The sequence below is a fragment of the Microcoleus sp. D3_18_C2 genome, assembly GCF_036702395.1.
In the GTDB taxonomy this organism is placed as follows: Bacteria; Cyanobacteriota; Cyanobacteriia; order Cyanobacteriales; family Microcoleaceae; genus Microcoleus.
In genome coordinates, this window is the sequence record NZ_JAUBTG010000047.1 from 21,229 (window position 1) to 34,347 (window position 13,119).

The window sequence follows — 13,119 nt, forward strand, 5'->3', positions numbered from 1 at the left end:
TCGACCTAGTAGGATGCTGAAGGCATCTTCACTGTCTACCTGGAAAGATTAGGCTCCCTCACACTAGGGAAGCTTTCAAAATTGCGCCGCACCCAATCCATCCCCACTTCATTATTGAGTTTAATTTTCTGAGGCGTATCGGGATAAATTTTTCCTAAAATATCCGCATCTTGATCGACGACAACTTTACCAAAATTGAGATACGTTCCCCCCAACACCTTAAATAGAGGATGCTTTGCTTGACCGAACAGCAAAATATAAGTCCGCGTCCGATTCTCGGCTTCTGGTACGAATATATGACACTGTGCAGCTTTGCCGAATGGCATTTCTCCATGAAAAATTACTAGGGATGGGAAATGATTTTCTAAGTGAGCTTTAATGGTGCTCGGCAGCAACCACAAATCTGGCTTTCTGAGCTTTTCTGCCAAACTGTAAGGGGCCGTCGGCATATCGTAAAACGCATGGGATTGATGTCCCTCATCAATGAATTGATGAAATTCCACATCGGTAATTCTAAACAAGTCCCGGTGGGTGCCGTTTTGATGGTTGTAGTCGTGCATATTCAGCAGCATTGTCAGCAAATCTGTCTCGATACTGCGATCGGCGGTATGCCCGATGAAGTAGTAAGTTTCGGCGATTTCATTCAGTACGTTGGGAATGGGGACTTGCGGCTGGTATTCCCCGTAAGACCAAATGAAGTCATCTTGAACAATCAAATCTAACGGTTTCAGTAAGGGCAAAGTTTTCTGATTCGATCCGGGCAATACGGTGCAGCCGCCCGCATCAAATTTCAGGGCATGGAAGGGGCAGACAACACCGCTTGGGCGATCGCCTTCGGTTTCGCACCATCCTTCCGACAGCATTGCTCCCATGTGCGGACAGGCATTGGGCAAGGCATGGATGGTTCCGGCAGGATCTTTCCACATCACATAGTCGGTGCCGTACAAGGAAATTTTGCGAGGCTGGTTCGCTGTCAGCATCGATTTGTGTGCCAACAACCAAGGCGCACCGGGAAGCATAGACTGCATGGTGTTCTCCTTTAGACCTAAAATTGTGAGAGATTTGTCGCTTTTCTAGAATATGACAGAAGATTCGCATTCGTCAAGCAGTTTGCGCCGTCAACCGAAACAGCAGCGGGGTAAAGAAAGAGTCGAAAAAATCTTGGATGCAGCAGCAGCAGTGTTTGACGAGGTGGGCTATTGGGAGGCGACTACCCATCTAATTGCAGCAAAAGCAGGGACAGCCATCGGTTCTCTGTATCAGTTTTTTCCTGATAAAGCTGCCATTTTTAATGCAATGGAACTGCGTCATGCCGATCGGGTCAAGGCGATGTGGGCGCAGGCGAACACGTCGGAAATCGTTCAGTTACCGCTGCGCGAAATGATCCATACCCTGGTCACTGCTGTTGCAGAGATGTTTGAACAGCCTGTATCGCGGGTGGTGTTCGTGCAGTTTTATATAGCGCGCGAGATTTTCCAGTCGATCGATGAAAGTATGACTCAGGAAGCGATCGACTTTATGGCAAGTCTTTTGCAGCAGAGAAATCCCAGCTTGGGGGAGGCGCAATGCAGCCTGTTAGCAGAGGTTTGCGTTCACAGCAGTAATGCTGTCATTCTGTCGGCACTTCGGAACCCCGATCGACAGTATCGCCAACAACTCGTAGGGCAGATTGAGGATTTGTTGGTGTCGTATTTAGAGCCATATGTGGGGGAAAGTCGATCGAGTCATGTAATGAAAGTAATGAAATGTCCTCATTGTCGATCGGAGCAGTTGTCCAAAAACGGTTATCGACGGGGGAAGCAGTGCTATCGCTGTAAGGAATGTGGCAAACAGTTTGTAGAGAATTCCCAGCGATCGGTTATTTTGAAGATGAATTTGGTCGATCGGACGTGATATGAAGCGATCGATTATTGCGTGAAGTGAGTTGATGTTGAAGATGAGTGTCGAGGCAGCGTGTTGAAGTCGGCTCGATATTTCGATCGGGTTCTCGCAATCATTGCGTTACAATTTAGTTCAAAACAAAATTCTGTATGCTGAGCGACCAAAACAAAGCAATCGTTCTCCAGTTCTACAAAGCCTTCGACGATCGCAAAATGGAACAAGCCTTAGAACTTCTAGCGCCGAATTTTATTGCTCGCATGGCGGGAATCCCGGAGCCATTGGACGGGGAGGAGTTCAAGCAGTTCGGGATGTCATTTTATCTAGCTTTCAGTCAGGGTAAACACGTTTTTGATGAGGTTCTGGTTGCAGGCGATAAAGTAGTGACGTGGGGAACCTTCACAGCAACACACCTCGGAGAATTTCAGGGTCTGCCGCCAACGGGCAAACAAATCAGCTTGGCGATTATGCACATCGATCGAGTCGAGAACGGCAAAATCGCGGAGCATTGGGGGCAGGGCGATGCACTTGGATTAATGCAGCAGTTAGGGATTGTCTTCTTGCCGGGCCCAAAGTTACTACCGCACATTTTGAGAGGTGCTGCGTCCAAACTGTTTAACAAATCCGCCCAGAAATAAGATTGTCAGAGCTTGTAGTTGACAGCGGCAGAACAAGTCACGGTAAGAGTTAGGTCGCGATCGCAATACCCAATACTTCAAAATTACCTGATTTGTCGATCGCTTTTCAATGAGCGTGCGATCGTTAGTTTCTAGCGTTATTCTTGTACTCGGTGCGCTCTTGGGAAAAGACGATCGCGCTCCTTACAAGTTGTGATTTGAGCGGGTTTATTGCTCTGAGTTAAGTTTCCGTAAAGTGATCGGTGAGACAGTTCTTTGTAGGCGATCGGTGAGACAATCACCTTAGAAGTCTTTCAAAGAGTGATGCAAAGATGAGTACAACTAGGATATTCAGCAGTTCTAAATTCTTTCAACCGACTGAGGGAGAGCCTGTTCGCTCGATCGTTACCGAATCTAAGGAGGCTGTCGTTGTCGCCTGGTATATCAAGCCAGGTCAGGCAATCCCCGCGCACACCCATCCCAACGGGCAAGACACTTGGACTGTTTTAACCGGGAAGGGAGACTACTATTTGGACAAAGCAGGCACTACGAAGTCGATCGCTGCTGGGGATGTTGTAGTCGCTCATACCGGATGTGTACATGGAGTATTCAACAACGGTGATGAGCCATTGGTTTTTATCTCAGTTGTGTCACCAGCCGATGCGGGGTATCAACTTGTCTCGTTAGAAAACTCTTTTGCTCTCCATCCCTAATTCTTCAATTCACCGGGTTGTATTCATCAGTTAGATTGAAAAAATCCAAGCATTTTTATAGCCATGAAATGGTTGATTCAATATCTTTGCGAAATCCAATTAGATAAAGCTATTCTCTGGTGCTATCTCATTTGGTATGTTATAGTAGTTTGTTTTCATTTTGACCCTTCGGTTAAGATATGGATCAATTCAATTGGTATAAGTGCTGTAATCGGTACGGGTCTGATGCTAAGTGTTTCTTCTAGTAAAGGCAAAAGAGATCGTTGGCAGGCATTTAGGTTATATCTCATGCCATTTTGTGTCTCAAGCTTCTCTGCCCTGATTAAAGAGGAGGGATTTATTGTATTTATATCACCAAATATCAAAGAAACAATAGTATCAGTATCATGCTGTGTTCTGTTTCTATCAGTTATTTTAGCAGTCAAATTATTTAGAAATAAACTTATTTAACAGGATGCGGAAAGTTTGTGAAATGCAGCATAAATATGACATTTCAAGTTGAAATTACCCCGATCGCCTTTAAGGACGATCTGGTAAAATTCTGCCGAGTTGTACCATACTGCCCTCTGTAAAAAAATTCCCCGCAAGCCCCAGACGAATATCGGCGGTAAGCGGGTTGCTAAAATCGGTCGATCGGGCTGCCATTTTTTGCCTTCAAATCTCTTTCTTTGGATTGATACGGATTTTAAATTCTGCCTTCTAATTTCTGCCTTGGGGTACACCAACGGCGGTAATGCCCTTCCTACAGCCAATTGTCAATAACCAATTACTAATTGTTAGTATTCCCTGAGTAACCCGAAAAGATATATGATAACCTTAACCGGATCATTTCTGCCCAGATATGTTCTACTGTTCTAATCCAAAATGCTCTCATCCTTTCAATCCCGATAACTCTAAATTTTGTCAAAGTTGCGGAGCTCAAGGCCTCAACCCTCTCTTCAGAAACCGCTACCGCGTGATTCGACTGTTGGGCGAAGGGGGATTTGGCAGAACTTACGAAGCGGTAGATACGGATCGCATGGACGATCCCTGCGTAATTAAGCAGTTTGTACCCCAATTTCAAGGAACCTCAGCACTTGAAAAAGCCGCACAATTGTTTAAAGAAGAAGCGAAACGACTTTACGAACTCGGCGAACATCCCCAAATTCCTCGATTAATTGCTTATTTTGAACAAGACAAGCGACTTTATTTAGTACAAGAGTTGATTGAGGGGCAAACTTTACTAGCAGAATTAACTCAGCAGGGCGTTTTTAGCGAAGAAAAAATTTGGCAGTTGTTGGCAGATGTACTGCCGATTTTGAAATTTGTGCACGATCGCAATGTCATTCATCGAGACATCAAACTTGAGAATATCATGCGGCGCCGCACCTCTGTTAACTTCTCTCTGCCAAAGGCGGGAAATTTTCGGAATTCAGCTTTCCGAAGGGGAGGGCGGGGAGAGTTAGTTTTGATAGATTTCGGCATTTCCAAACAAGTGACGGGCTCGCTGATGAGCAAAGTAGGCACGACGGTAGGAACGCCCGGATATTCGCCTGTAGAACAAATGCGCGGTCAAGTTTTCCCCGGCAGCGATTTGTACAGTTTGGGAATAAGTTGCCTGAGACTACTAACTCAATGTTTGCCAAAACTTGACGGTTCCGATGACCTTTATGACCCGATAAACGGCGGCTGGATGTGGAGAGAACGGTTGCCAGCCGGCACAAAAATTAGCAGCGAGTTGGCAAATGTTTTAGACAAATTAATTCAAGATTATCTCAAAAATAGATATCAATCTGCTGATGAAGTAATCAAAGCTTTAAATCTCTATTCTTTACCTCCCCAACCCCATTGTGCCAATGGAGGACAACTTGCTCTAAATTCTTTTCGGACAAAGGGAGGACAACTTGCCATCAATACCCCGCTCAATCAAAGCGGGCAAATCAACAGCAATATCTCTGTCTATCTGAGGGAAAAATCTAACACCAATCCGCCTCAGAACAAGGCAGCACAGAGAATTACCGCTGTCAAAAGCACTTTTGAATTTCAAGTGGTGACAGTAGACAAGCGCGGGAAGCCAACTAATGTTTACAGCGGTCAAGCGCGTTTTTTTGAAGAACATCTTGGGAACAGTACACTGCTGGAAATGGTATCAGTTCCTGGCGGTACTTTCCTCATGGGTTCTCCAAAAGATCGGGGTGACAGCGACGAAAAACCTCAGCACCCAGTAACTTTAGGCTCTTTCTATATTAGCAAATTTCCCGTCACTCAGGCCCAGTGGACAGCAGTTGCGGCGCTGCCGGAAATTAAAATATTTCTCAATCCCGATGCTGCCCGTTTTAAAGGTGCAAATCGACCTGTAGAAAATGTATCTTGGTACGAGGCTGTGGAGTTTTGCGATCGACTTTCTCGCAAAACAGGTAAGAATTATCGCTTACCTAGCGAAGCCCAATGGGAATATGCTTGCCGGGGGCAAACTACGGGGCCGTTTCATTTTGGGGAAACGATTACCAGCGAGTTAGCCAATTACAACGGAAATTCTAATTACGCTGACGCGCCCAAGGGAGTTTATCGCTTTCAAACGACAGATGTTGGCAGTTTTAAACCTAATGCTTTCGGATTGTACGATTTTCACGGAAATGTTTGGGAATGGTGCGCGGATTCTTGGCACAATAATTATAACGGTGCGCCTGCCGATGGTAGCGTTTGGGAGTCTGACGGGGAGTCTTCGCTGAGGTTGTTGCGGGGTGGTTCTTGGAACGATCATCCTCCGAATTGTCGCAGCGCGTGTCGCCTCAGATATCAGCCGGATTGCAAGGCTAGTATTGTGGGTTTTCGAGTGGTTGTTTCTGTTGTTTAAGAATGGCGATTCCCTACGGAATACATCCGCTTCGCGCACTTTTTAACTTAGGAATGAGAATTAAATAACTTCCACTCTTGAAAGTGGGATGGGCTCTTATAGCCCGTCATGAGTGGACGGGCGGGACGCCCATCCCACAATAACAATTAAAATTGGGCGACGGGCGGGACGCCCATCCCACAATAACAATTAAAATTGGGCGACGGGCGGGACGCCCATCCCACAATAACAATTAAAATTGTAAGTTATTTAATTCGCGATCCTTAACTAAAACTCAACCAGCTAAAAACTGTTTCGACAGTCAATTCTAACTCAATTCCATTAAGTATTGGCAAATTAGTTGCACCTTCGTAAAACTCCACCCTTTGCCCGGGAAATACCGCTAAAATACTTTCTTCTTCTGGAATCATTAACCAGCCCAATTCAGTGCCTTGTTGCGAACAAGCAAGTAATTTAGCAAGCACTTTTGTTTGGCTTTGTCCGGGAGAAAGAATTTCTATCGCCCAGTCTGGATAAATTTCAAAGCGGTTAGCAATTCTACCCGATGGTAGAAAGGGAATTCTTTCCCACCGGAATACTGCTACATCTGGGACGAGTGATACACCGCCGAAAGTGCAACGCAACTCGGGAAAAGCATAAGCAATCTTTGGTGTTTCGACTATTTGATTGATGACATTGCAAAGCTTACCTTGCAATCTGCTATGTTCACCTTGAGGCATCGCTTTTTGAATGATTTCTTTGTTGATATATTCGCAAGGTGGCTCCGTTTCTGGAAGTTTTAGGAACTCCTCTAAGTTGGGCGATATTTTAATAACTGCAGTCATAGGTTAAGTCGATTTTAGATTTGAGATTTTAGATTTTAAATGGGATAGATACCAGAACCCCGAATGTTTAAAAGTCGGGGTTCTGGTATCTATTATGAAGGACAAATTCTTGCCTTAACTAGCCTTCTTTTGAGGAGCCATTATGCGTTCCACACTCATAGCAGCCACGCTCAACGTCACCACAGCCATGCCGAGAATTGCCACAGGCTGCAACTTCTCATTGATAATTAGAAACCCGAAGAGTGCGGTCATTGCCGGCCCCAAAGTGCCAATTACTGACGCTAAGGCCGCCCCCGCAAAGCGGATGGCAAAATTATTCAAAAGATAGCTAAACAGCGTCAGCACCCCTAAAACAACGCCTCCCAAAATCAAACCAGGCCAAACATTTTGGTCAATTTTAGGAGAAAAATTTTCCGACAGCGGCACCCACAAACTCAGGGAGGAAAATACAAAAATCGCGGCGAAATTAACTAAACTAAAAGGAATTGGGTGCAGCTTGCCCGCGGCCATTTGCGTCAGCAATACGTAACCTGCAAAGGTAATGCCAGAAGCCAGTGCTGCTGCGACTCCCACTCCCACATTGCCGCCGCCCGGAGCTGGGGCCGCAAAACTCGGCCACCCAGCTAAAATCAGACCTGCGGTAATCCCGACGATCGCGAAAAAGCCGACTTTGCTAGGGCGAGAACCAAACAAGATCCAAGAACCTAGTACGGTGACGATCGGGTAAATAAAGAAAATCGTAATCGCAATCCCCGCTGGAATATTGCCGATCGCCAAATAAATCAAAACCTGAGACAAAAACAGAAAAAATGCGCTTCCTAAAACCTTACTCCACAAAGCTCGATCGCCCGACTCAAACAACCGCCTAATATCTTTCCACACAGAAGGATACAGAAATGTCGCCAATATCGGCATCAAAGCCATCACCACGATCAGCCGCATCAACAAAATCAACAAAGAATTTCCAAAACCTGGAGTCACCACCCCCGGAAATTCAAACAACCCAAAAACCATCCGAGGATTTTTGCTTTTAATCAGAATTCTCAAACAAACATTAAACAGCGACAATACCACCGCCGAAGACAAAGCCAGCACCAAACCTGTCTGTACTTGAGAAGATGCTTTAACAGTTGCAGCAGGCGCTGAAGAAGGCTGGGGCGCGGGTTCCCGCGGCGTTGCCGCAGGTGTTGGCTGCAGAAATTGCGGGCGGACAGAATTAAGAGAATTAGTTGATTCCTCGACATAGGAATCTTGAGCATCGAAAGGATTCTCAAGATATTCTTCTTCTGATTCGAGTTCTTCCCTGATGCGGTTTACAAGATTTTGTAACAGCTCTTCCCCTTGCAGTTCCAGGGTTTTCATGTTGTTGAGCCGCACCGAAAGCTCGCTTTCGTAACTGGTTAAATCTTGTTCCAGCATCTGGAAACTGCGATCGATCCTTTCATCCAGCGCCGCCAGCAACTGCGAGGCCCGTTCGTCGTAGTTGCTCGGCGGCAAGGGTATCGGAAACTCGCCGCTGGGAATCGGGCTGCTGAGAGAATTTCCCGAATTAGCGCTGAGTTCGTTGAACCGCTGCACCAACAAATCCTGCAAATTGTGAGCCAAAACTTGAGCCAACTGCTTCAGCCACAATTGCTGCTGCTGAATGTATCGCCCAGACAGAGATTCCATTTGCTGAGACTGCAATTTGCGATATTGCTCCCGGAGGTCTTCAATATCTTCAATCAGGTGATTTTTTTCAGTTTGCAGCCGAGTAATGTCTTGATTTAACTGGCCTTTGACATTTTGATGCAAAGCGTCCAGTTCTTGCATTACTGAGTGGAGGACTTCTTCTGCTGATTGTGTATCCTCTGGCTCGTCCTTTGACGAGTATACGTTCCGCTGCGCCATTAGCCTATAACCTCTAATTTAAACTGCACGTTCAGTGTTCTTAAGTATTGTGACAAATTAGGTCGCAAGTTCTAGTGAATTGATCTAAAAGATTGCGAACACTGTTGAATCAATAGTAGTCGCTAAGCTACAAATGTGAGAAAATTGCGTGAAGCAAAGCTATCCGGCCGGGAATCGCCCCAAGAACACTTTGTGCAATTAGAAATCATACTATAGCAATCCTAAATCAGTAAAAATATGTAGGGGTAGTGCTAAGAGTGCCTACCCCAGCCTGCATCGGGGCAACCGGGCGTGGGTTTTGCCCCTACAAGAATTACACAAATCATTGAGGATTGCTGTACAGCTTGACCTCTCCACGAATTGCTCCCGGTAATTCTCGCATATAACTCACCCGATTGCACCCGACTCACAAACCTAAGATCCCGTTCTGTGACTAAATTTGATTGGGGGGTCGCACTCCTAGCCCCTCAATGGATAACTTGATCCTGCAGGCAGAAACCCCGTTTCTATTCCCCGCGTCTCTCCCGCACTCCTGCACCCAGGTTTATGATTTTAACAGTTCCGATCTTTTGCTCGCGAAAGTTTTAAGAGGCGATCGCACCCTCAATCGATTTTAGATTTTAGATTTTAGATTAAAGAATTGAAGCATTGACTTGCGCGAGATAAATTCGGGGGGCCAGTTTCTCGGATACAGGTTTTTTATTTCTCCGTCCTGAGTCTGCGAAGGAATGAATCCGCGAGCTTGTATCCTGGATGCTGTCGGTCAAAAATCCCCCCCGCGCCATCAAAAAATTAACACATCCCATCCCCGAAGAGCAACAGATATGGCCTCCGAAATTTATGACAATTCCTTGACAAAGGATATAGAAAAACTGAATATTTCCTCAGAAGCCGAAGTGTTTGTCTTTCCGGCATCATTTGCCCAGCAGCGCTTGTGGTTTCTCGACCAATTCGCACCGGAAAACCCTTTCTATAATGTAGTAACAGCACTGCGCTTAACTGGTTCCCTCAACTTAACAGCCTTAGAGCAAACCTTCAACGAAATAGTGCAGCGACACGAAACTTTGCGAACCACTTTTGCAACGGTATCAGACCAACCAGTGCAGATGATCTCAGCGGCTTTCCAAACTAATTTAAAAGTATTAGACTTGCAAAATTTGCCGCCAGAACAACGGCCAACAGAAGCAAAGAAACTCTCTGCAGCAGAATCTCTTTGCCCTTTCAATTTATCCACCGGGCCGCTGATGCGAGTCACCATCCTGCGGCTGACAGAAACCGAGCATATTCTCTTGGTAAATATGCACCACATAGCCTCTGATGATTGGTCGATCGGCGTGCTAATTCGAGAAATAGAAGCTATCTATACAGCCTTTATAAATCAACAGCCATCTCCTCTACCAGAATTATCCCTTCAATATGCCGACTTTGCAGAGTGGCAGCGCGAATGGCTGCAAGGTGAAGTATTAGAAACTCAGCTAGCTTATTGGCGGCAGCAATTGCACGGAATTTCTGTGTTAAATTTGCCTACCGATCGCCCTGCACCAGCTAGGCAAAATTATCGGGGGAAAACTCAATATTTAGAACTGCCTAAAAAGCTGAAGGACGCACTTGTAGAGCTATCGCAGCGAGAAGGAGCGACTTTATTTATGACAGTGCTCGCAGCATTTCAAACTTTGCTTTACCGCTACTCGCAACAAGAAGATATTGTAGTAGGTTCGCCGATCGCCAATCGCAACCGCAGCGAAATAGAACCACTAATCGGTTTTTTTGTCAATACTTTAGTGCTGCGAACAGACTGTTCGGGAAACCCGACATTTCGAGATTTTTTGGGCCGGGTGCGGGAAGTAACCCTGGGAGCTTACGCTCACCAAGATTTGCCTTTTGAGAAGCTAGTTGAGGAATTGCACCCAGAGCGATCGTTGAATCGCCACCCGCTGTTTCAGGTGGTATTCGGGCTGCAAAATGGGCCTGTGGACGAGCTAGAATTGCCCGAATTAAAGTTAAGTTCTTTTCATTTAGAGACTCAAACAACCCGCTTTGATTTAGAGCTGCATTTGTGGGAAGCTTCCGATAAGTTTAGGAACAGATACGGCGAACAGTGGGAAGATTCGGAAGGGCTCAGAGGCGTGGCTGTGTACAATACAGATTTATTTGATGAAGTTACCATCGCCCGAATGCTGAGGCATTTTAAAACTTTGCTGGAAAGCATTGTGGCTAATCCAGAACAAGGAATTGCTAACTTACCTTTATTGAGCGAGGATGAAGTGAATCAATTATTCAAAGAATGGAACGATACTCGCACAGATTATCCTCAAAATAAGTGCATTCATCAGTTATTTGAAGGGCAACTCCAGCAGCATCTGGATGATGTCGCCCTAACTTTCGACAGCCAAAACCTGACTTACAGAGAACTCAACAGTCGCAGCAACCAACTGGCGCGTTACCTACAAAAACGGGGTGTGGGGGCGGAGGTTTTAGTGGGGCTTTGTGCAGAGCGATCGATCGACCTAATTGTCGGGATGTTGGCTATACTGAAAGCGGGAGGAGCTTACCTACCGTTAGATCCGAGCTATCCGCGCGATCGGCTAAACTTGATGCTGGAAGATGCTCAAGTTAAAGTCTTGCTAATTCAAGATAAATTGATTGAGAATTTCCGAGACTTCTCAAACTCAGTGATTTACTTCGATCGCGATTGGGAAGACATAGCCAAAGAAAGCGCCGAAAATCCCGCCAACACCGCAACAGCAGACAACCTAGCTTACGTTATTTACACATCTGGCTCAACCGGAAAACCGAAGGGAGTTGCTGTCACCCACAAAGCAGTAAATCGGCTGGTACTCAACACCAACTATATAAAAATAGAACCTACCGATAAAATTGCCCAAGCATCAAACGCTTCCTTCGATGCAGCCACATTCGAGATTTGGGGAGCCTTGCTTAACGGCGCTCAACTCGTGGGAATTAGCACAAATATTACCCTTTCGCCTCACGATTTAGCCTTAGAAATGCGCCAACAAGCCATCACCGTTTTGTTTTTAACAACTGCCTTATTTCAACAAATTGCTAGAGTTTTACCGCAAGCTTTTGATTCGCTGCGCTGCTTGCTGTTTGGCGGAGAAGCGGTCGATATGAGATGGGTTAAAAAACTTCTCAAACAAAATCCAACTACTAAGTTAATTCACGTTTACGGGCCTACAGAAAATACCACATTTTCGGCTTATTATTGCGTGCAAGACGTACCAGAAACCGCAACATCTATCCCCATCGGCCGCCCGATCGCCAACACGCAAATTTATCTCCTGGATGCGGATTTGCAGCCGGTGGCGATCGGTGTTATAGGTCAATTGTACGTCGGCGGTGACGGGCTAGCGAAAGGCTACCTCAACCAGCCTGAGTTAACTGCTGCTGCATTCATTCCTAATCCTTTTAGCAATAAATCAGGTTCTAGGCTTTATAAAACCGGTGATTTAGGCCGCTATTGGGTTGACGGCAACATCGAGTTTTTAGGCCGCGTTGACGACCAAGTAAAAATTCGCGGCTACCGCATCGAATTGGGAGAAATTGAAGCGGCTTTGTGCCAGCATCCACAAGTGCGCGAAGCAGTAGTAATTGTGAGGGAAGACATCCCAGGCGATAAGCATTTGGTAGCTTATGTTATTCCTGACGGCATCAATGAAAAATCAGGAATTCACAATCTAAAGTCAAGTGACTTGCGCCAATTTGTGAAAGAAAAGTTACCAGGATATATGGTTCCTGCAACTTATGCAGTGTTGGAGAATATGCCACTGACGCCTAATGGCAAAGTAGACCGCCGCGCCTTGCCCGATATAGATACAGACAGCGAGGATATAACAGAAAATTATGTAGCGCCTCGGACTGATCTCGAAAGTGCGATCGGGAAAATTTGGGCTAAAGTTTTGGGAAAACAGCAGGTTAGTATCTACGATAATTTCTTTGAACTAGGCGGGCATTCCCTGCTAGCAACTCAGTTAATTTCTCGCATCCGAGACGCTTTGCAAGTCGAGTTATCGGTCAGCAATTTGTTTGAGGCTCCGACTGTGGCGAGTCTGGCAAAATACATTGAAACAATGCGCTGGGCTGCGAAAGGTTTGGATACTCTCAGAACAGACGAAAATGAGCGCGAAGATGTGGAATTTTGAGGTTGGCGCAAATAAATCGGTGCTGTGTAATAGTTTTTCAAGGGCGGGCGGGACGCCCAACCCCTACTCCCCACAAAAAACTTAATGTCTTGTGGAACAGGCCGAAAAGCCTGTTCTTGAGAATTCGGTGCTGTGTAATAGTTTTTCAAGGGCGGGCGGGACGCCCAACCCCTACTCCCCACAAAAAACTTAATGTCTTGT

General features: G+C 45.9%; 8 protein-coding genes. 5 read left to right on the top strand and 3 right to left on the bottom strand.

Annotated features, from left to right (window positions below):
• Nucleotides 1–35: 35 nt before the first annotated feature.
• Nucleotides 36–1,028: a Rieske 2Fe-2S domain-containing protein gene (locus QUA88_RS22540; RefSeq protein WP_333207966.1), complete on the bottom strand. Its 993-nt coding sequence runs from the start codon at nt 1,026–1,028 to the stop codon at nt 36–38.
• 52 nt (nt 1,029–1,080) lie between these two features.
• Here QUA88_RS22540 and QUA88_RS22545 point away from each other — a divergent pair, with 52 nt between their 5' ends.
• From QUA88_RS22545 to QUA88_RS22565, 4 genes are all read left to right on the top strand, one after another.
• Nucleotides 1,081–1,893 (top strand): TetR family transcriptional regulator, encoded by an 813-nt coding sequence (locus QUA88_RS22545; protein WP_445243096.1) that lies wholly within the window; start codon nt 1,081–1,083, stop codon nt 1,891–1,893.
• A gap of 137 nt (nt 1,894–2,030) precedes the next feature.
• On the top strand, nt 2,031–2,516 hold the full coding sequence (locus QUA88_RS22555) for an ester cyclase (protein ID WP_333207965.1): 486 nt from the start codon (nt 2,031–2,033) through the stop codon (nt 2,514–2,516).
• A 311-nt stretch (nt 2,517–2,827) separates the two neighbouring features.
• Complete coding sequence (locus QUA88_RS22560; protein WP_333207964.1) at nt 2,828–3,208, top strand: cupin domain-containing protein; 381 nt, start codon at nt 2,828–2,830, stop codon at nt 3,206–3,208.
• A gap of 841 nt (nt 3,209–4,049) precedes the next feature.
• On the top strand, nt 4,050–6,044 hold the full coding sequence (locus tag QUA88_RS22565) for an SUMF1/EgtB/PvdO family nonheme iron enzyme (protein ID WP_333273936.1): 1,995 nt from the start codon (nt 4,050–4,052) through the stop codon (nt 6,042–6,044).
• Between the two features lie 263 nt (nt 6,045–6,307).
• Here QUA88_RS22565 and QUA88_RS22570 read toward each other — a convergent pair whose 3' ends face one another.
• A complete protein-coding gene (locus QUA88_RS22570) occupies nt 6,308–6,868 on the bottom strand; it encodes a Uma2 family endonuclease (RefSeq protein WP_333054376.1) in 561 nt (186 codons plus the stop codon).
• A gap of 114 nt (nt 6,869–6,982) precedes the next feature.
• Nucleotides 6,983–8,758: a DMT family transporter gene (locus tag QUA88_RS22575; RefSeq protein ID WP_333273938.1), complete on the bottom strand. Its 1,776-nt coding sequence runs from the start codon at nt 8,756–8,758 to the stop codon at nt 6,983–6,985.
• An 824-nt stretch (nt 8,759–9,582) separates the two neighbouring features.
• Between QUA88_RS22575 and QUA88_RS22580 the strand changes: the two genes are divergently transcribed.
• A complete protein-coding gene (locus tag QUA88_RS22580; RefSeq protein ID WP_445299787.1) occupies nt 9,583–12,918 on the top strand; it encodes a non-ribosomal peptide synthetase in 3,336 nt (1,111 codons plus the stop codon).
• The last annotated feature ends 201 nt before the right edge of the window (nt 12,919–13,119 follow it).

Coding starts and splice junctions, on each gene's coding strand:
- QUA88_RS22555 (WP_333207965.1), top strand. CDS start 2,031: ATGCTGAGCGACCAAAACAAAGCAATCGTTCTCCAGTTCTACAAAGCC.
- QUA88_RS22565 (WP_333273936.1), top strand. CDS start 4,050: ATGTTCTACTGTTCTAATCCAAAATGCTCTCATCCTTTCAATCCCGAT.
- QUA88_RS22580 (WP_445299787.1), top strand. CDS start 9,583: ATGGCCTCCGAAATTTATGACAATTCCTTGACAAAGGATATAGAAAAA.
- QUA88_RS22560 (WP_333207964.1), top strand. CDS start 2,828: ATGAGTACAACTAGGATATTCAGCAGTTCTAAATTCTTTCAACCGACT.
- QUA88_RS22570 (WP_333054376.1), bottom strand. CDS start 6,868: ATGACTGCAGTTATTAAAATATCGCCCAACTTAGAGGAGTTCCTAAAA.
- QUA88_RS22575 (WP_333273938.1), bottom strand. CDS start 8,758: ATGGCGCAGCGGAACGTATACTCGTCAAAGGACGAGCCAGAGGATACA.
- QUA88_RS22545 (WP_445243096.1), top strand. CDS start 1,081: ATGACAGAAGATTCGCATTCGTCAAGCAGTTTGCGCCGTCAACCGAAA.
- QUA88_RS22540 (WP_333207966.1), bottom strand. CDS start 1,028: ATGCAGTCTATGCTTCCCGGTGCGCCTTGGTTGTTGGCACACAAATCG.